This window comes from Enterococcus sp. 9E7_DIV0242 (assembly GCF_002140975.2).
Taxonomy (GTDB): domain Bacteria; phylum Bacillota; class Bacilli; order Lactobacillales; family Enterococcaceae; genus Enterococcus_L; species Enterococcus_L clewellii.
Map to the genome: position 1 here is coordinate 1,773,083 of NZ_CP147247.1, position 19,869 is coordinate 1,792,951.

At 40.1% G+C, this 19,869-nt stretch carries 21 protein-coding genes; 11 read left to right on the forward strand and 10 right to left on the reverse strand.

The features are described 5' to 3' along the window. Positions 1–62 precede the first annotated feature (62 nt). Both A5888_RS08370 and A5888_RS08375 read left to right on the forward strand, forming a co-directional pair. A complete protein-coding gene (locus A5888_RS08370; protein ID WP_086350142.1) occupies positions 63–932 on the forward strand; it encodes a Cof-type HAD-IIB family hydrolase in 870 nt (289 codons plus the stop codon). A gap of 35 nt (positions 933–967) precedes the next feature. Next, positions 968–1,489: an LURP-one-related/scramblase family protein gene (locus tag A5888_RS08375; protein WP_086350141.1), complete on the forward strand. Its 522-nt coding sequence runs from the start codon at positions 968–970 to the stop codon at positions 1,487–1,489. Positions 1,490–1,535: 46 nt separating this feature from the next. Here the strand turns inward: A5888_RS08375 and A5888_RS08380 are convergent, their stop codons facing one another. Both A5888_RS08380 and A5888_RS08385 read right to left on the reverse strand, forming a co-directional pair. Continuing rightward, the gene (locus A5888_RS08380; RefSeq protein WP_339102037.1) at positions 1,536–2,105 is read right to left on the reverse strand and encodes a GNAT family N-acetyltransferase; all 570 of its coding nucleotides are present in this window, start codon (positions 2,103–2,105) and stop codon (positions 1,536–1,538) included. A 120-nt stretch (positions 2,106–2,225) separates the two neighbouring features. Beyond that, positions 2,226–4,892, reverse strand: coding sequence for a sigma 54-interacting transcriptional regulator (locus A5888_RS08385; protein ID WP_086350135.1), 2,667 nt, complete (start codon positions 4,890–4,892; stop codon positions 2,226–2,228). A 293-nt stretch (positions 4,893–5,185) separates the two neighbouring features. Between A5888_RS08385 and A5888_RS08390 the strand changes: the two genes are divergently transcribed. The 4 genes from A5888_RS08390 (at position 5,186) to A5888_RS08405 (ending at position 8,671) form a co-directional block, all read left to right on the forward strand. After that, the gene (locus A5888_RS08390; protein WP_170924846.1) at positions 5,186–5,515 is read left to right on the forward strand and encodes a PTS lactose/cellobiose transporter subunit IIA; all 330 of its coding nucleotides are present in this window, start codon (positions 5,186–5,188) and stop codon (positions 5,513–5,515) included. A 2-nt stretch (positions 5,516–5,517) separates the two neighbouring features. Next, the gene (locus A5888_RS08395; RefSeq protein WP_086350133.1) at positions 5,518–5,841 is read left to right on the forward strand and encodes a PTS sugar transporter subunit IIB; all 324 of its coding nucleotides are present in this window, start codon (positions 5,518–5,520) and stop codon (positions 5,839–5,841) included. Then, positions 5,834–7,159, forward strand: a complete 1,326-nt coding sequence (gene celB, locus A5888_RS08400; RefSeq protein WP_086350132.1) for a PTS cellobiose transporter subunit IIC — start codon at positions 5,834–5,836, stop codon at positions 7,157–7,159. The genes A5888_RS08395 and celB overlap by 8 nt, the downstream gene beginning before the upstream one ends. Before the next feature lie 126 nt (positions 7,160–7,285). Beyond that, entirely contained in the window at positions 7,286–8,671 is a 1,386-nt protein-coding gene (locus tag A5888_RS08405; RefSeq protein WP_086351129.1) for a glycoside hydrolase family 1 protein, read from the forward strand. Positions 8,672–8,759: 88 nt separating this feature from the next. On the opposite strand, the gene lacG is transcribed toward A5888_RS08405, so the two are convergent. Genes lacG through A5888_RS08420 form a run of 3 tightly spaced genes read right to left on the reverse strand, consistent with a single transcriptional unit; the run spans position 8,760 to position 12,215 of the window. Next, positions 8,760–10,163 (reverse strand): 6-phospho-beta-galactosidase, encoded by a 1,404-nt coding sequence (gene lacG / locus A5888_RS08410; RefSeq protein WP_086351130.1) that lies wholly within the window; start codon positions 10,161–10,163, stop codon positions 8,760–8,762. Positions 10,164–10,201: 38 nt separating this feature from the next. Then, a complete protein-coding gene (locus A5888_RS08415; protein WP_086351131.1) occupies positions 10,202–11,872 on the reverse strand; it encodes a lactose-specific PTS transporter subunit EIIC in 1,671 nt (556 codons plus the stop codon). 34 nt (positions 11,873–11,906) lie between these two features. After that, positions 11,907–12,215, reverse strand: coding sequence for a PTS lactose/cellobiose transporter subunit IIA (locus A5888_RS08420; protein WP_086351132.1), 309 nt, complete (start codon positions 12,213–12,215; stop codon positions 11,907–11,909). Between the two features lie 198 nt (positions 12,216–12,413). Here A5888_RS08420 and A5888_RS08425 point away from each other — a divergent pair, with 198 nt between their 5' ends. From A5888_RS08425 to lacD, 5 genes are read left to right on the forward strand one after another with little or no spacing between them, the layout of a single operon-like run. Continuing rightward, on the forward strand, positions 12,414–13,172 hold the full coding sequence (locus A5888_RS08425) for a DeoR/GlpR family DNA-binding transcription regulator (protein WP_339102038.1): 759 nt from the start codon (positions 12,414–12,416) through the stop codon (positions 13,170–13,172). Between the two features lie 12 nt (positions 13,173–13,184). Beyond that, positions 13,185–13,613 (forward strand): galactose-6-phosphate isomerase subunit LacA, encoded by a 429-nt coding sequence (gene lacA, locus A5888_RS08430; protein ID WP_086350130.1) that lies wholly within the window; start codon positions 13,185–13,187, stop codon positions 13,611–13,613. Positions 13,614–13,624: 11 nt separating this feature from the next. Then, entirely contained in the window at positions 13,625–14,143 is a 519-nt protein-coding gene (gene lacB / locus A5888_RS08435; RefSeq protein ID WP_086350129.1) for a galactose-6-phosphate isomerase subunit LacB, read from the forward strand. An 11-nt stretch (positions 14,144–14,154) separates the two neighbouring features. Continuing rightward, on the forward strand, positions 14,155–15,090 hold the full coding sequence (locus A5888_RS08440; RefSeq protein WP_086350128.1) for a 1-phosphofructokinase family hexose kinase: 936 nt from the start codon (positions 14,155–14,157) through the stop codon (positions 15,088–15,090). Positions 15,091–15,102: 12 nt separating this feature from the next. Next, complete coding sequence (lacD, locus tag A5888_RS08445) at positions 15,103–16,074, forward strand: tagatose-bisphosphate aldolase (RefSeq protein ID WP_086350127.1); 972 nt, start codon at positions 15,103–15,105, stop codon at positions 16,072–16,074. 124 nt (positions 16,075–16,198) lie between these two features. On the opposite strand, the gene A5888_RS08450 is transcribed toward lacD, so the two are convergent. The 5 genes from A5888_RS08450 to A5888_RS08470 all read right to left on the reverse strand — a co-directional run bounded on the left by A5888_RS08450 (position 16,199) and on the right by A5888_RS08470 (position 19,801). Beyond that, on the reverse strand, positions 16,199–17,500 hold the full coding sequence (locus tag A5888_RS08450) for a hemolysin family protein (RefSeq protein ID WP_086350126.1): 1,302 nt from the start codon (positions 17,498–17,500) through the stop codon (positions 16,199–16,201). Between the two features lie 204 nt (positions 17,501–17,704). Continuing rightward, positions 17,705–18,208 (reverse strand): LURP-one-related family protein, encoded by a 504-nt coding sequence (locus tag A5888_RS08455; protein ID WP_086350125.1) that lies wholly within the window; start codon positions 18,206–18,208, stop codon positions 17,705–17,707. An 85-nt stretch (positions 18,209–18,293) separates the two neighbouring features. Beyond that, positions 18,294–18,737 (reverse strand): hypothetical protein, encoded by a 444-nt coding sequence (locus A5888_RS08460; protein WP_339102039.1) that lies wholly within the window; start codon positions 18,735–18,737, stop codon positions 18,294–18,296. A gap of 138 nt (positions 18,738–18,875) precedes the next feature. Continuing rightward, positions 18,876–19,034, reverse strand: coding sequence for a hypothetical protein (locus A5888_RS08465; RefSeq protein ID WP_170924844.1), 159 nt, complete (start codon positions 19,032–19,034; stop codon positions 18,876–18,878). Between the two features lie 26 nt (positions 19,035–19,060). Continuing rightward, positions 19,061–19,801 (reverse strand): hypothetical protein, encoded by a 741-nt coding sequence (locus tag A5888_RS08470; protein ID WP_086350116.1) that lies wholly within the window; start codon positions 19,799–19,801, stop codon positions 19,061–19,063. Between the last annotated feature and the right edge of the window lie 68 nt (positions 19,802–19,869).

A 19,869-nucleotide genomic window follows, 5' to 3' on the forward strand; every position in this document is an offset into this window, starting at 1 on the left:
ACAGTTAGACTGAAAACATGGTAAACTATAGATACGTAAAATGAATGAGGTGGAAATAGTTTATGATTAAGTTAATAGCTTCAGATATGGATGGTACATTGCTAGATTCTAAGATGGCCATTTCTGATGACAACGCTTCTGCTATTCGTGAAGCGGCTCGTCAAGGTGTCGAATTTATGGTGGCTACTGGTCGGGCATACTCAGAAGCGCAACCTGCATTGGAAGAAGCGGGGATCGATTGTGCAATGATCACGCTAAATGGAGCACAGGTTTTCGATAAGCAAGGAAAGACGATTTTTACTGCTGGGATCGAGAAAGCTACTGCTAAAAAAGTTCTAGATCTACTTGATCAAAATAATATTTATTATGAGATTTCTACAAATGAGGGAATCTTCTCCGAGCATCAGGAAAAGAGAATTGAGAATTTTGCTGCGCATATTGCAGAAACCATGCCTCACTTAACCTATAAGGTAGCGATTGCAATGGCAGCCGCTCATTTGTCACTATTAAAAATCACTTATGTGACAGATATGAGCGAAGTCATCGATCGTGAAGATATTGAAATATTAAAAATTATCGGCTTCAGCATCGATGGTCCAAAAGTACTGGGCCCAACGGGAATGGAGATTGAAAAGCTGCCGGGTGTTGTGGTTACTTCTTCCGCTCAAAATAATATCGAAATTAATCATAAAAACGCGCAAAAAGGGATCGCAGTTGCGCATGTTGCAAAATTGCGAGGAATCAAAGCGGAACAGGTGATGACAATCGGAGATAATTTCAACGATGTCAGCATGCTGCAATGGGCCGGCGTAAGTTTTGCGATGGGCAATGCAGAAGTAGAGGTTAAGGATTATGCCAAGTATGTGACATCAACAAACTTGGAAAATGGTGTAGGTGAAGCAATTTTACGGGCGATTCGTGAAGATTTATAGTTTTTGTCGGTAAATCTGAAAAGAGGTGGAGCTTCGTGTCTGAATACTTTATTCAGGAGCAACAATTGAGCAACGTGACCCGAACCATTGTAAAAGATGAAGATGGTACATCACTTTTTTTGCTGGTGGGACGCTGGGGCACTCGTGGAGATGCCTTATCGCTTTACGCTATGAACGGTGAACTGGTTGCCAGTATCAAACAGCTGTCGTTTTTCTTCGGCACTCGTTTTGATCTTTATAAGGGGTTCGAAAAGGTTGGCACATTGAAAAAGCTATTGAATCTAAATGCCGATTTTTACTACGTGAATCAGCTTCACTGGACAGTAATCGGGGATATTCGAAATCACTATTATACAATCCATCATAACAACCATAAAATCATGGAAATGAGTAAGGCTACTCTTTTCACAGGCAATTATTTTTGTCTGGAAGTTGAGAACGATGAAGATGCCCCGTTATGTATTTGCATTGCAGCGGTTCTTGATTACTGGCTTTACAATAAAAAAAGAGAAAATGATCAGAAACGCCAGACGATGGTCGGCTGGGGTTCCTGCTAAAAATAAAAAATGAGCCAACAGGTTTTATCCCTGTCGGCTCATTTTTTTATTCATCTATCCTCTTTTGCATATGTTCATAAAGGTGCCCACTGATCATGCGCTCTTCTACGAATTTATAGCCATGGCGCTCATATAAACGTTTTGCATTTGGATTTGCTTTATCTACACTCAGACCAATCACTGATTTTCCTTCTCTTTTAGCCAGTTCAGGTAATGCTTCCAATAGTTTAGAGCCAATCCCCAGCCCACGGAAATCGGCACCTACAGAAATCGTATCCAAATACCATTCATTTGGCAGTGTTTCCGGATCGATAAAAAGCTGTAGATTTTCATTAAACCCATGTTTTTTCAGTGTGTTCTTCAATGGTTCATCAATAGTTGGTTCATCTTCTGCAGAGTAGCCGAAAGCAATTCCTGCTACCTGTCCTTCGACCTCATAAACGAGTCCTCTTTTGTATCCGTAGCGGTACGTAGGATCTGCTATGGTTTCTTCAAGGATCGCCGCCACCATTTCCTCTGAAACCTCATCAAAAATAGGCAGCTCCATATCTTTTAAAATAACAAGAATCAATGGAGCGATCATCGCGCCATCTTCTTTTCTTGCAAAACGAATCATTCTTATCACTCACTTTCTACAGTGAGTGTACCATTTTTTTATAGTAATTTCATCTTTATTACTCTTTCTTGCATAGCTGAAAAAAACATCGATGCACAAAATATTATTCACTTTTATCTATCAGCCTAATGCGGCCTGTGGGTAAGTAATAAACAAACTGACCATATAACTGATTTCTCCGGCCGAAATCGTCACAGCATACTTCTCTTCAATCGATTGAACGGCTTCTCTGATTACCAGGTGTTCCCAGGGAAACTGCTCTTCATACGCTGCTTGATCTGGAAAATCATTGCCTCTGCCGCCTTTTTTCAACCCATCTACCAAACAGCAGATATGAAAAATTGCACCAAATATCGTGCGCTTGTGGAACTGTCGCTGCAGCTTTTTCTCCAAATGCGGCAAGATACTTTTGATATCTGTCACAATTTCATTGCTGTCAATTTCAGAAAGCTCCTCTTTCAAGGTTTGACCAATATTCCGATAAGTACTATCAATATCCACGATTTCTTGAATCTGAGACAGTGCTTCCGACTGGAACAAATCATATAATTGAAATTGTGTGATACTCGTTTTGATAGGCAATGACGACACAATACACAAAATTGTATATTTTTTTTGCATCGCAAAAAGATAGTTGGTGGCACTCTCATTGTGTAATAAGGTTACAGGAATAATTTTCACTTCTTCTGTATTGATTGCCAACTTATTTTCCAAAATATTTTTCATCGTTACAGCAGTCCCCTCGCCAGTCACGCAAAAGGTCAGAATTACGGCTTCTTTTTTATCATCCCAAGCAGAATGACAAACAGAGGTCTCGACTGTTTGAGCGTATTCGTTTACTTGCAAGGTAGACTGGTAGATTTCATCCAGAGAAATCCCCAGCACAGCTTTTCGAGTTGCTTCCAGCACATGAGACGTACTTACCAGACCAATCGTCGCACAATGATTCCCCAGCTCCTTTTCTATTTCATGGCCGATATTGTTTAAAGACCCCATATCAACTAAAAACAGCAAATCGGCCGTTGTCTTACTTTCAATCAAGAGCTGCTTCAAACGTTTCAACATAGCACTTGGACTCTCTTCAAGATCCATATTGATTCCCCAAGCACCTTGCTCAACATTCAATAGTCGATTGACAAAGGTCGTCATAGACGTTGCTGTAGAAGCCCCGTGAGCCAGAACGATTACCTGAACCTGCTTGGATTTCTCTGGGCCTTCATCACTGTTATAGATAAAAAACATTGCCAGAAAAACAGCTTCTTCATCCGGTATATTGATATCCAGCGAGCAGTTCAAGTACAACAAACACTCTTTAGCGATCATGATATATTCTGGATACTTCGTCTCAATCTCAAGACTATCCGGATGAATTGTGACAGGATCACCACGTCGAATTCGATCATAGGTATTGAGTAAATGGATGGCCAAGCTCGCTTGAATTTTCTCATTCAGCTTCCGATTCAATAACTGCTCTGCCAGCTGAATCGTCTGAATACACGTTTCGTATAAGGGTTCTGAAAAAACGGATTTCAGATTTTTGATCGATCGTCCGTCGCTCTCTTCTCGATAAAAGGACAAATAATTTTCCTCAACAATTTTTACAAGTTCTTCATAGCTTAGCTTCCCTGATTTTACCTCATCGGTCTTTTCATTCAACAGTTTATAAATATTTTTCTGGTCTGAGGCCCCCTCGTTATCCAGTTCTTTATCTGGTTGAAAAAGAACATATCTGCCAACCGTTGTTTTCATCTTTTGCCAAATGATTCGTTTGTCCGGTTCCTGATACAGACCATTCAAAATATGAGACGCCAACTCCGGACTATGTATACGGATATCTTGTTGTCCATTTAAAAGAAAATCAGCATACGCCTTTGCACAGCATAGCTGGATATCACTTTTTAGCTGTCCGATATTGCTGGGACAATGATAACTGATTAGTGCTCTCAAGCTATTTTGTGTAATTTTAATTGGCTCGTTCAAGCGGTTGGCTTCCGCCTGTAAAAACAACGAGACCAAGCCGGCTCTTTCCTCTAGGGTTCGTTCCGCTAAGCTTGGAATTTTCAGAACCATTGGTATTCGTCTTTGAAATGTCTGCAGCAACGCGGAATTAGGCGCTTCCGTCGTTGCTGCGATCAGCTGAACCGTTGCGCTTCGTTCCCTCGCAGTTTCGCCTAAACGGTTATACGTCCCATAATCAATAAACGTGAACAACATTTCCTGCCCTTCCGGAGGCAAACGATGGATCTCATCTAAAAACAAAATGCCTCCATCCGCTTTCTCAATCAGTCCTCTTCGTTCTTCTTCCGCACCTGTATAAGCATTCTTGGTGACCCCAAACAACTGACCCATCAACAATTGGGGATTATTAGCATAATCCGCACAATTGAATCGAATGAATGGATACTCCCCAGATTTTCGTTTGACCGTTTTCGCATAATCATAAATATAAGAGACAAACATGGACTTCCCAACACCGGTTTCTCCATAAAAAAGCATATTCAGCCCATTCGGCGGATACAAAATGGCCGCCTGCGCCTGATTAACAATCATCTTCAATGAAGGATTTTTCAATACAAACTGCTCCAGCTCTGTCATTTTTATCACAGGATGATATAAGACCGGCTTACCGCATTCTTTTCGTGCCATTCCCTGAGCAACTAACTGATTCAGATCACTACTGACATTCGCACGAGAAAGCTCCAGCTGTGCCGCCACTTCGTTCGTTGTGATCCCCATCCCATCATACAAATCCTTCAACCCTTCGTAAACAAGTTCCATCCGTTTCATCTCTTCACCTCTCTCTGTTTTCATTTTAAAGGGTTTTCATAAAATGTAAAGGTCAATCTGCTTTCATGTGTTTCATTTTTTTCTGGGAATCAAAACACATCCCTTTTATCCATACAATATGAGGGATAACAGCTATTTTTTCTATTCATTCGAAAACTCGTTTACCGCCTCTTTCACTAGACTGTCATCCTCCTGCTTCTTTTCGTACACCACACTACTTTTTGACTGTCATGTGTTTTGGCATGCTTCTTGCTTTATATAAAGATGAATCAGTAACGATGGGAGGGTTTGTCATGGAAAATAAACTTGTAGAGGAGGATTGGATTATTGGCTTGATCTTACAGGGGGGATCAGCAAGAAGTTTGGCTATGCAAGCAATCGATCAAGCATCAATTGGGCAATACCAACAGTCAGAGGCATTAATGTCTCAGGCACATGAAGCACTCAGTATCGCCCATGATTACCATTCTCTACTGACACATGAAACGATCGAGGAAGCTGTACTGCCTACTCCGTTGCTTTTGATGCATGGTCAAGACCATCTGATGAGCGCAATTACCACAATAGATATGGCCGATCGAATGATTCTGCTTTATCGACGATTGGACAAAGGAGGAATCTGACCATGATCAACATCACTGTTGCCTGTGCTGCAGGAATGTCCACCAGTCTTCTCGTCAGCAAAATGGAAAAATATGCGGCAGCTCAAGCGATCGATGTCACGATCATTGCTGTTCCGGAAAAACAATTTGACAAGCATTTATCAGAAACAGATATTTTACTTTTGGGCCCTCAAATTTCTTTCCTTGAGGAGAAGTACAAGCAAAAATATCAGGGAAGTTCTTTGGTTGTAAGTACGATCTCCATTATCGACTATGGGCGAATGGATGGAGCAAAAGTAGTAGAAATGGCATTATCTTTATTAGAAGGAGGACAAAAAGATGAATAAATTTATGGATGGTTTGCAGGATAAATTAGGCCCGATCGCTTATAAACTTGATTCAAATCGCTACCTATCCGCGATAAAAAATGGTTTCTTTGTTGCTATGCCCTTATTGATTATCGGTTCTTTATTCTTATTAGTTACACAACTACCATCAGATGCTTACTTGAACTTCATGTCATCTGTTTTAGGTGAAGACTGGATGAGCTTGTTCCTTCAAGTAAACAACATGACTATGAATGCGATGACGATCTTTGTTATTCTTGGAATTGCCAGTGAACTGGCAAAGCATTATCAAGTTGACCGAGGTTCTTCTCAAGCAATTGCAATCGTTGCTTTTCTGGTATTGACACCTTTGACTTCTGATGAATCCGGAAATATGTTTTTACCATTAGGAAACTTTGGTGCCTCAGGTCTATTTGTTGGAATGATCACAGCGATCCTTGCTGTTGAAATTTTCCGTTGGGTGACTCAAAAGGGCTGGACGATCAAAATGCCTGAATCCGTTCCTTCAAATGTTTCCAAATCATTCTCTGCATTGATTCCAGGATTTTTCGTTATTGTCGTGTTCAATTTGATTCGTATCGGTTTTACGTTTACAGAATTTGAAACGGCTCAAAACTTTATCTTTAATGTACTGCAAACGCCATTATTAGCATTAGGAAGCTCTCTTCCAGCGACATTGATCGTTCTTTTATTCGAAGCATTACTTTGGTCCTTTGGTATCCATGGCTCAAATATTGTCGGTGCCGTTATGACACCAATTTGGACAGCTCTTGCTGTAGAAAATGCTGAAGCCTTTGCTCGAGGCGATGTACTGCCGAATATCGTGAACGCTCAATTTTATGGAAACTTCATCAAATTGGGAGGTTCAAGTGCGACGATCGGTTTGGCAATTGCCTGTCTGTTCTTTGCGAAATCTTCCCAATTCAAAACCTTAGGAAAACTATCTTTTGCACCAGCCATTTTCAATATCAATGAACCACTAGTATTTGGTATTCCAATCGTATTGAACCCTATCATGTTAATTCCATTTATTATTGCACCGTTGTTAATGTGTATTATCGCTTATTCCGCAATGGCAACCGGTTTAGTACCGTTCACCAATGGGATTTTGCTACCATGGACCACGCCTCCAGTTGTCGCCGGCTTCTTACTCTCCGGATGGCGCGGCGCTCTCCTTCAGGTTATCCAGATTCTCCTGAGCTTTGGCCTGTACTATCCATTTTTCAAGATGGAAGACCTGAAAGCTTATAGAATCGAAATGGAAGGCGAACAAGCTTATGATAAAGAAATGGAAGCAGAAATCGCCGAAGAGAGCTAGGATATTAATAATACAATTTCAAAAAAATCTAACCACTATTGATTTAGTTGAAGTTACTTCTTGACATGGGAACATTCCCATGTCTTATTGTTTATTTATGATTTAAAACGGAAAGGATGAAGTAGTATGACGAACTATTTTCCAAAAAATTTTTTATGGGGTGCAGCAACTAGTGCTTATCAAGTGGAAGGCGCTTGGGACGAAGACGGCAAAGGAAAATCCGTCCAAGATGTAAAAATATTGCCGGACAACACCAGCGACTTCAAAGTGGCCGCTGACCATTACCATCATATGAAAGAGGACGTCGCATTATTCAAGGAATTGGGATTGAAAGCTTATCGTTTTTCTATTGCTTGGACAAGAATTATTCCCGATGGCGACGGAGAGATCAATCCTGCTGGAATCAAATTTTACAGTGACCTAATCGACGAATGTATCAAGCATGATATCGAACCTGTGGTAACAGTGTACCATTTTGATTTGCCAGCTATTCTTGATGAAAAAGGTGGCTGGGGGAACCGCGCAACAATTGATGCTTTCGTCCGCTACTGCAACATTCTGTTTGAGCACTTTGGTGATCGAGTAACCTATTGGCAAACGATCAACGAACAAAATATGATGGTTCTTGCCGGAGCAGCTGTTGGAACGGGCGATCGTCCATACAAACAGCTTTTCCAAGAAAATCACCATATGCTGGTTGCTCAAGCAAAGGTTATGAAAGACTATCACGAAAAAGGATATAACGGAAAAATTGGCCCGGCACCAAACATCGCTGTTGCTTATCCCGAAACAGATAAACCGGAAGATGTTCGTGCAGCTCAAAATTTTAATGCATTGAGAAACTGGCTGTTTCTTGATGCAGCGGTTTACGGTGTGTACAACCATCAAGTACTGGCTATGCTGCGTTCAATTGATGCTGAGCCTGAAATGACAGAGGAAGATTTGGCAATCATGAAAGCCGGAACTTGTGATTTTATCGCCTTTAACTATTACAATTCCGGAACAGTTAAAGCAAGCGCTGTAACCATTGAAAATGCTGGAAAAACAGACCAGCAAAGTGGATTTAATCTCGCTGGCTATTTCCAAAGCGTGAAAAACGAGCATCTTGGTACGACAGAATTTGGTTGGGAGATCGATCCCGAGGGCTTCCGCACAACAGCCAATGAAATCTATTCTCGCTATCATCTACCAATGATCGTAACTGAGAACGGATTAGGCGGACGTGATGAGTTGACAGAAGACGGCAAAATCCACGATACTTACCGTATCGAGTATTTGCGAGACCATATTCGTACAATGAATGAAGCGATCGGAGATGGCGCAGAAATTATCGGTTACTGCCCATGGAGTGCAATGGATCTGATCAGTACCCACGAAGGCATTAGAAAACGTTACGGTTTTATCTATATCAATCGTTCTGACTTTGATATGAAAGACATGAAACGTTATAAAAAGGACAGCTTCAGCTGGTACCAAAAAGTGATCGAAAGCAACGGAGCAGATTTAACTTAAGAATATAGTTGACGAAAAACGCCCCACAGAGAAATGACTTAAGTCTCTGTGGGGCGTTAACTATCTCTATTTATCAGTAGCAGTTCATTTATAGCAGTTCATTTTTTGCTGCCATCTCTTTATACCAATACGCACTTTGCTTTGGATAGCGCTCTTGTGTCTCGAAGTCTACATAAAATAGGCCATAACGCTTATTGTATCCATTCGTCCATGAAAATACATCCATCAATGACCAGATAAAGTAGCCCTGTACAATTACACCACGGTCGACCGCCTTCAATATAGCGGCTAAATGCTGACGAACATAATCGATCCTCGCCGTATCCTGAACTGTTTCTTCTACCAGAATGTCCTTATCTCCCATGCCATTTTCAGTCACATAGATTTTTTTATAATTAGGGTAGGTTTCTTTAACAAACACTAGCATATCTTCTAATCCTTGTGGAAAAATTGGCCAATCCCAATCAGTTGTTGGAACAGCTGGATTATTGACTCGTTCGCCGATACCCTTCAGTGCAAAAATGCTGCTGCCCTTTTCACCAGTACCATTATGATGGATCGCACTTTCTCCTTCGTAAGCCTTTAAGAAATGACTGGCATAATAGTTGATTCCCAGAAAATCGATATGCTCTGCCGCATAGCTCAGATAGTCGAAATCTGTCGGATTTACATTTAAATCCCCGTGATTTTTCTTCAAAATATCTTCAATGATCGCCATGACCTCATCAGAATAGTTCCCTCTGAAGGTTGCATCCAGCATAAAACGATTCGCCAACGTATGCTCTCTGACTGCCGCTTCCTGATCCGCTACGGCTTCACTGATTGGGTATTTTGATTCTAAAATATGAACGATCCCGATTTCTCCTGAATAATTCTGTTCTTTGTAATACTTTACGACTCGAGCATGTGCGACCATCATATTATGCATAGACTGCACCGCTTTTGGAATATCATAGTGAATATTTGGTGGAAAATGACCGATGATATACTGTCCTGCAACGACAGACCACGGTTCATTGATCGTGATCCAATAGTTGACCTTCTCCCCGTACTCCTTAAAACAAAATTCAGAAAAAGCGACATATGCATCAATCATTTCCGAAGACAACCAATCTCCCTTTTTATATAGCGGATACGGTGTATCAAAATGATGCAGTGTCACAAAAGGTTCCACCCCTTGCAACAAACAGGCATCGATCAGTTCATGATAATAGTCCACACCTGCTTGATTGACAACGCCGGTTCCCTCTGGAAAAATTCTGGTCCAAGCAATCGAAATCCGAATGCCATTTATACCAAACGCATGGGCCTGCTCAATATCCTCTTTGTATTTATGGTAAAAATCACTTGCTGTATTTGGATCGAAAACACCTTGTTCTTTTAGGTAGTCATCCCAATAGGTTTTCCCTTTCCCATCGGTCTGCGTTGCGCCTTCAGCTTGGTATGCCGCAGTTGCTGCACCAAAGATAAAATTTTTCGGAAATTTCTGCATGATAGACTCCTTCTTATTTATTCTGCTAGCCATCCGCTCTATATAAGATTTTCAAACACAAAATTCACTGCCTCTTCAGGTGTTCGAGCAAGAGCAACATACTCTGCTCCGGAAGTTGAAGCAGCCCTTGTCTTAAGACCCTTCACATCCTCTTGCAGTTCCCCTAACATGGATGCCATTTGAGGGGCTAAAATAATCAAATCAAATTCTCCAAGCAAGTCTTTATGCTGCCCATATGCCATAGCAGTAGAATCCAATGGGATATTCTTTTCTTTCGCACCCTTCTTGATTGCATTTGCCAACATTGCACTAGTTGCACCATTTGCACATAATACTAAGATTTTCTTTTCTGTCTTCGTTTCAGCCATTGCTTCCACGGCTGCGGCAGTCACAGCTTGTTCTTCCACTGCTTCCAATTTTTCTTCAACTAGTTCATTTTCCTGAGTGCGTTCCTTTTCCAGTAGTTCATTATCGTACACTTTAAAGAATGGGAAGTACATAAGAAAATCAACAACTAGAAGAACGAGCATCAGAATGATTGCTTGAAAGGCAAAACCTGTCCCCATAATCAACCCCAATGGTCCGGGCGTTGTCCAAGGTAAATTGTAGATAAAACCGTTCATTCCCAATACATCGACAAAGAACTTAAACAGCCAAACATTCAAAATCGGTGTCAAGATAAACGGAATAAAGAAAATCGGATTCAATACGATTGGAGCACCAAATAACATAGGTTCATTGACACCAAATAGAACTGGTACAGAGGAAGCACGCCCTATCGTCCTTAACTGCTTGGATTTAGCCAGAAAAGCGAACATCAGCGTAATGACCAGTGTTGCGCCAGTTCCTCCTAAAGTTGCGACAAAATATTGTGTACCTTGTGCTAAAATACGATTGGCCTGCTCACCATTTTGGTATAATTGCAAATTTGCTTCCACATTTGTGATGTAGATTGCTGCAACAGCTGGCTCAACAATTGAAGGACCATGAATCCCAACAAACCAGAAGAACGCCATCGCACCAAAAATCAAAGCCAAGCCTAGATAGCCATCTGCAGCACTGAAAATCGGCTGGAAGAGTTCAATGACTTTCTCAGAAAAGTTGGTCCCGACCAGATTTCTAAAGCCAAGGTCGAATAGCCAGAAAAATACCACAGAAAGAGTGATCGGAATCAAGTCTTTAAAGGTCTGAGAGATATTGCCCGGAACTTCCTCCGGCATTTTTACCGTGATGTTATTCTTAATACAGAAACGATAAATATTTGGAACAACAAATCCGACAACAAAAGCTGTCAACAACCCTTTTGTCCCCATGAAACCTGTCGCCAAGCCACCATCCAGAGGATCGACACCAATAAGAAGAAACGAAATAATAGCAGCTATCATGGTAGAAACGTTGTTGATCTGATTTGTTTTTGGTAATTTACTATTGAAATTATCCGTCAAACTTTTTGCTACAGTAGCAGACATCAGCAATCCCAAAATCCCCATCGAATAATTATATGCCTTCATGAGAATCGCCTCTGTTCCTGCACTCCAATAGAAATCAAAGATGTTCGGAACATATGCGACTAATAGAAATATACTTGAAAACAAAATGACCGGAATCAAACTGATAAACCCATCTCTAATAGCCCGTAAATAAGGGTTGTTTGATATTTTTTCAAATGTCGGCTTCATCTTCTCGATTCTAGAAACTAATACATTCATAATAAAACTCCTTTCTTCTTGCGCTTCATCCTACTTATTTCTTATAGATATTGAATAGATGCTTGATTGTGTCCTTCAATAGCATCGTTGTCATCAAATGGTCTTGTGCATGAACCATGATGAATCCTACTTCGACTGATTCCCCTCTTGCTTCCGCTGCCAACATTTGTGTTTGCGATTTATGCGCTTCAATTAAACTTGTGTTTGCTTCTTCGACCAATCGATCTGCATCAGCAAAATTGCCTTTTTCAGCTTCGCTCAACGCTTCCATTAATTTAGATCGAGCTTCGCCTGCAAAAGCGACTACTTCAAAACCAACCATTGCTGCTTCTTCTCTATTCATTGTCTTGCCCTCACTTTATGTTTGTTTTTGTTCTTTATTGTTCGTTACAAACAAATAATATACCGCTTTCATGAATATGTCAACACCAATATTTTAAAAAAACTAAAAGAATTACCATTGACATAAAGGAAAATAGATGATAAGTTCTAATTAAACAATATCGAACATTTTAAAACAATGAATAAGGAGGAGTTTGCGTTGATAAAGGAAGAACGTCAAAAAGCTCTGCTTGATCTTTTAGATAAGAAAAAATTTTTGAAGGTCAGTGAAATTACCGAAAAGATCAATGTAACAGAAATGACCGTACGTAGAGATTTGAAGGAATTGGAACAGCAAGGGAAATTGATTCGTGTACACGGCGGAGCAAAGGCCGTTAAGGGAAGCGACCTTACGCTTTTAGAGCTAAGCCATATTGAAAAGAAGAATATTCACCTTTCTGAAAAGGAAGAAGTTGCAAGGACTATAGCGAATCAGATTGAGACTGGAGATACTGTTTTTCTAGGTCCAGGTACAACGATTGAACTGGTTTATGATTACTTGACCTGTGATTTTGCGAAGGTCATCACTAACTCAATTCATGTATTTGATAAGTTTAAGAATGATAGTCGCTTTGAGCTAGTTTTGATCGGCGGCTCTTATCGTTCAAAAACAGGTGCCTTTGTCGGTACGATTGCCAATGATACTGTTGCAAGTATTCAGGTACATAAAGCATTTATCGGTGTAAACGGGATTTTGGATAACTTTGTGACAAACTCAAATGAGGATGAAGGTGTTACACAGCGCACAATCCTACAGAGTGCACACACAAAATATATTATTGCCGATCATTTCAAGCTAGATAAACAGGATTTTTATAAATTCTATTCCTTATCAGATGCAGATTATCTGATTACAGATCAGACAATTCCTGAAGAAATATATGAGAAATATGAAAAGATCATCCAAATCATCAATTAGGAGGAAAACATGATGCAAGTAATAATCGGTGCGGATAAAGACGGCACTCAAATGAAAGACATGATTCACGATTATTTAAAAGGAAAAGGGCTTGAAGTTGTTGATACAACAGGAACAGAATCCCTTGACTTCATCGACTCGACTGTACGAGTTGTCAACAAGATCAGAGAAAACGAAGAAGCATTCGGTATACTCTTCGATCGTTATGGCGCTGGTAGCTTTATGGCGGCGACTAAGCATGAGGGAATCATCGCTGCGGAAGTTTCGGATGAACGTTCTGCCTACATGACAAGAGAACATAATAACGCTCGGATCATCACTGTTGGCAGTGGCATCGTTGGGCCAGATCTGGCAAAGAATATTGTTGACGCGTTCTTGACCTCTCATTATGAAGGTGGCCGCCATCAAATTCGCGTAGATATGCTTAATAAAATGTTTTAGGAGGAAAAATAATGAAGATCGCTATTGGCTGTGACCATATTGTTACAGATACAAAAATTGCCGTTTCCGATTTTTTAAAAAGCCAAGGGCATGAGGTATTAGATGTCGGAACCTATGATTTTTCTCGAACCCACTACCCTATTTACGGAAGGAAAGTCGGGCTCTTAGTCAGCTCCGGCCGGGCAGATATGGGCGTCACTATTTGTGGAACTGGTGTTGGTATTACCAATGCTGTCAATAAAGTACCGGGTATTCGTGCTGCTCTAGTCAGAGATATGTCAACTGCTGTCTATGCAAAAAAAGAACTGAATGCCAATGTTATCGCTTTTGGAGGAAAAATCATTGGGGAGCTTCTATTGTGTGATATCATTCAGGAATTCTTAAAAACAGCGTATCAGCCTACTTCTGAAAATGAACAGCTGATCAAGAAACTTCAAGAAATCGAAACGCCCCATCCAGAAGAAATTGCTGATGCACATCTTTTTGATGAATTTCTGGAAAAATGGGACCGTGGCGAGTATACAGATTAGGAGATAGACATATGCTATTAACCGTAACGCTTAATCCTTCTATCGATATTTCTTATTTTGTAGACAACTTTCAAATGGACCATGTCAACCGCACAGACAAAGTAACGAAAACTCCCGGTGGAAAAGGGCTAAATGTCAGTAGAGTCCTCCATCAATTAAAAATCCCCGTAACAGCAACTGGTTTTCTTGGCGGTCATACAGGGGAATTATTGAAAGATGGACTCGATCAGTTAGAGATCAAGCATTCTTTTTCTCCTTGTGCAGAAGAGACACGCAACTGTATTGCGATTCTATCAGAAAATAAGCAGACAGAAATTTTAGAGCCAGGACCTACCATCAAGCAGGATGAAATCAATCAATTCTTAAAAAACTTTACTGTACTATTAAAAACCGGAATTGAATGGGTCACACTTTCAGGAAGCTTGCCTCAAGGCTGTCCAGATGACTTTTATCAGACGCTGCTAGCTCTATCAGAAAAAGAAAAATGCAAGGTACTGTTGGATTCATCTGGTCCATATCTCCAAAAGGCACTGGCTGGAAAAAACAAACCCTATCTCATCAAGCCAAATCACCAGGAGCTTGCTGACCTGTTGCAAAAGAAACCCAGTCGTAACACAGAGACACTCCTTGATTATCTGAAAGATCCATTATTTGATGGCGTTTCGTATATTGTTGTGACATTAGGCGCAGAGGGTGCCTTGATTAAAAACGGTGACAACTATTACAAAGCTTCACTGCCAAAAATACAGGCCATTAATCCCGTTGGCTCAGGAGATGCTTCTTTAGCTGGGATTGCTGCTGCACTTTATCATAAGAAGTCTCTCTCTGATGTATTGAAAACAGGGATGACGACAGGTTTGCTCAATACATTAGAAGCTCAGACTGGAACGATCGATATAGATCATTTCAATGACTACTTTGATCAAATTCACGTAGAAAAACTTTAGGAGGAAAATAAAATGAATGACTCATTAAAACAGTCCGCTATGAAACGTTTGGCAAATAAAGACGGAGTAATCGCCGCATTAGCTATTGATCAACGTGGCGCTATGAAAAAAATGATGACCCGCTTTCAGCCTTCAACAGACGATAAAGAAATTGAGGCGTTTAAAACCCTCGTTTCAGAGGAATTGACGCCTTATGCCTCGTCGATTTTACTTGATCCTGAATACGGTCTTCCAGCAAGTAAGGCGCGTGACAAAGAAGCTGGGTTACTTTTGGCTTATGAAAAAACGGGTTATGATTCTTCTGTAAAAGGGCGCTTTCCTGATTTACTTGATCACTGGTCTGTTCGACGTCTGAAAGAAGCTGGAGCAGATGCTTGTAAATTCTTACTCTATTATGATGTCGATGAAAGTGTTGAGATCAATGATCGAAAAAAAGCATTTGTTGAAAGAATCGCCTCCGAATGTATCGCAGAGGATCTCCCTTTTTATCTAGAGCTTCTTTCGTATGATGACACGATCGACGACCCACAGTCGAAAGAATATGCACAGATCAAGCCTCGAAAAGTGATCGAAATGATGAAAACTTTTTCTGAGCCTCAATTTCATGTAGATGTATTAAAGGTAGAAGTTCCGGTAAACATGAACTTCGTTAAGGGCTTTGGTGAAGAGAGTATCTACACCAAAGAACAGGCGCAAGCCTATTTTCTCGAGCAAAGTAGTATAACAGATATTCCCTTCATCTTTTTAAGTGCAGGCGTTTCAGCTGACTTATTCAAGGAAACCCTCCGCTTCGCTAAAGAGGCTGGATCGACCTTTAATGGGGTCCTTTGCGGACGGGCAACTTGGGCTGGCGGCGTAGAACCATTTATAAAAAATGGTGAAACAGCCGCTAGAGAATGGCTACAGAGTACCGGGCGAAAAAATATTGAAGAATTGAATGCTGTTCTAAAAGAAACAGCTACCCCATATACGGAAAAAAACTAATTTTATTTAAACAAACCGATGATTCCAAGAAAAGCCTTCTTTTCTGAAATCATCGGTTTGTTTTTATTTTATGCTGGATATGCTTGAAGTCTTCAATAGCAATCTCTTGATTTTAAACGATTATCTACTGCCCATCTTCCAATACAGGTAATTCTGTATGTTCAGTCAACTCTTTTGTTTCTTGTTTTTCCGGTAAAACAGTAACCATCACTTCATCGACACGATGTTCGTCCATCTTTTTGATTTCCAGCTTTAGTCCCGGAACATCAAGCATTTCTCCAACAGTCGGTACATGGCTAAGCTTCGTCATAATATACCCACCAAGCGTAGTAGCATTGGTATCATTCTCAAGTCCAAACAAGTCTTCAAGTACATCAAACTCCGCTGCACCTTGAATCAAATATTGACGTTCATTTAATTTTTGATAATCGGTTTGACGGTCATCATGCTCATCCCAAATCTCACCAACTAGCTCTTCTACCACATCTTCCAAAGTAACAAGCCCTTCTGTCCCACCATATTCATCAACAACGATCGCCAAATGACTTTGCTCCCGTTGAAATTTCTTCATCAGCTCAGAGATACGCATAGCTTCATGAATGAACAAGACTGGTTTAACAATGTCTACCAGTTCCATTTCTCCAATCAGCACATCATAATAAAAATCCTTTTGATTTACAACACCAAGTACTTGATCGATCGTTTGGTCATAATAGGGCAAACGAGAAAGTCCACTTTCACGAAACAGATCCGAAATTTCTTCTAGTGTTCGCTTGCTGCTGATCGAAACGATTTCAGGACGTGGTGTGTAAATATCTTGAACCTCCAAGTCATTGAACTCCACAACATTCTTTATTAGAATCTCATCTTCTTCATCGATCGAGCCTTCCTGTACCGCCTCTTCTACCAAAGTCAACAACTCTTCTTCCGTGATCGAAGGTCCGCCATCTTTTTTAGGCATCAGCCAAACGAGCACTTTTTTCATGCCGGCAAAAAACAACGTCAATGGAGATAACACAACAATCAAAAGCTTCAATGGTCTGGCAAACATCAGTGCAAAATATTCTGGCGATTCCTTAGCAATCGTTTTGGGTGAAATCTCAGCAAAAATTAGTACAACAATCGTCATCACAACAGTAGAAAGAGTCACACCCATATTTCCAAAATAAGCTACGAACAACATAGTAGCTATAGAAGAGCTCGCAATATTTACAATATTATTCCCAATCAAAACCGCTGAAAGAAAACGGTCAAAATCATTTAGCAAATCTAGTGCAATTTTGGCACGTTTATCGCCGGCTTCTGCCAGCTTCATCATTCGAATTCTATTCAGCGAAGAATAAGCTGTCTCACTGGAAGAGAAGAATGCCGAAAGTAAAATCAATATCATCAACACAGGCAACATTATGCCTATCTGGGGGTCCATAAAATGTCATCATCCTTTTTTTCTTTTCTACCATTATAACGGAGTGAATGGTTGTTCGTCTATATGATTCTTAATAATCCATGAGAGTACTATTTCAATCATCCACGAAAGGACGCACCCAAAAAAGAGATGAGATAGTTCGCTCCTTCACTCAGACTACCTCATCCCCTCTATTTTTCATTATCCAGTTACAAAATACCTATTCTATCTTTTCGTATAATAAATGCGATCCAACGCGATAGTTGTCAGTAAAAAAACTCTATGGTCATGGGCATCATCAATCTCAATATGATACTCATCTCCACCCATAGTCAGTTTTCGCTTATCAATGTCGCAAAGAATCTCTCCATTGAGTGTAAACTGATGGCTACCGGTTGCTCCATAACCCAGTTGCACTGCACCTAAAGGAGAATCAATAGTAAAATTATAACTAAAAATATTTAATGATCGTGCGATCGAGATAGCCTTTTGTTCTCCTACGCTGATATGGTATTTCTTGAAATTGTATCTCAAAAATGACCCAAGTACACTGAACAGATTCATATCTGTCCCACATTTTGCTACAGTCTTGCCTTCTAAATCAGTAATCTCGAAATTTTCACGTCCTAGAAAACTTCCTTTTACTTTATACACGGCATTGCCCGCCCCATCCAAAATCTCATATGTCGGTTTTAAAGCAACCAATTTCTGTTTCACTATATATTTCATTTTAGTAACTCCATTTCTTTTTTCACAATCTACTTACGTCTTAGATTCTATCTTTTTCTTAAGAATATACTTCAGCCTATTTCACTTAAAATGTACGAAGCAGCACTTTTTCACCAACGATATAGATCGATAGTTCTTCTCCAGCCACGTTATACTCCAATAACTCCATGCCTTCACTTGCAGAGTCTAGCATATCATTCAAAGCTTCTTGCATCTTTTCTTCCGTGCCTCCAAAAAAATGAACAAGCTGCTGTTGCTGTGCCTCATCGGTCATCTCGGTTTGAATCGCTGTCATATCTGTTGTCAACCGTTGGATAACCTCCGTATTATCTGAAACCGTTGCTTCCGGCTCGCCGTATGTTTTAATCAGCTGATCCTTTGTAAGGCCTATCTGAATATCATCAAAATCAGCTTGTTTCTTCTCTGTTTTTGCCGCTTGATCTGTTTTATCCGCAGCCGAACCGCAGCCCGCAAACATAATCGTTACCATACTTACTAAAATCCCTATATAAATCAATTTCTTTTTCATTTTATTTCTCCTTATCGTCAACGATTTTTTCATTACTCTTCTAGAGTACTTTGATTTACTTTATCGCCCGTCGGGGCACTCTAGCTTATTTTCTTTTTTGAGGTGCATTTTCATGACAGCTGATACTAGAGAAAGTAGCTACTCTGCCTCCGATAAACTTAGTTCCTGTCTACTCAATAAATTGTATTCATCATCATAGACTGTGATATTTACTGGCATCTTTTCTTCTATCAGATGTAGTGCTGCATAATATAATAGCTCAGTATCAGGTTCCAACGCCTCGTCTTTTAGTGCCATAGGATCAAGCTTGTCACTCTGATCAGCTAAAATCGTGTGTGACAGCTGCTCTTTCCCTTGGGTAAAGAAAAAAAAGTCCTGATTGGGGAAATCGCCGTACTATTCTTTTTATTTTTAAATGTATAATAAATAATTAGGGTTTTGTTATCAAAGGAATCAGGTACTACTACCCTATCTGTGATTGTTATTCTATAGTCCATTGTTTCAATTGTTCCTTCTGTAATAGGCGGGATCGTGTGTGTTCGTTTTTTTATGTCCGTCCCATCAATGTCCAGAACATTTATTCGTTCATTTTCATGAATCGCATAAAGATAGCCGACCGGTTTTCCAGAAATAGACAGAATATCGCCATCCTTTGGCCACGCTTCTTTTTCAATCAGCGATACATTCAAGTACAGAGGTTTTTTTTGATTTCTCAATAAATAAACAGAAATATACCATTCACCATCTAATGTTTCTTCTGGAGAATCTATTTTCATAGGGGATCCCTTCATTTGAGCAACAAAAGAAATCTCTTGCTCGAACATCCCTGATTGCGTGATCAGCTGTGGATTATTAACATACGTATACAGGTTGCTATATAGTTCATTATTCATTTGAAACTCGGATTCCTTTTGGTCGCTATCCAAAATAGTTTGAGTACTCTTAGCTACCGAATCATTAGTAGTAATATCTCGCAAATCAGATTGACGAAACAAAAAACAACTATTCACTATCATTCCAAGGATAAAAATAAACACTAATCCCAACAAATACTTTTTACTCAAGTAATACCTCCTAAAGTTGAACGTGTTGTGAAGTTCAATTTGTGCGCGCTCACATTTTATACCTACAA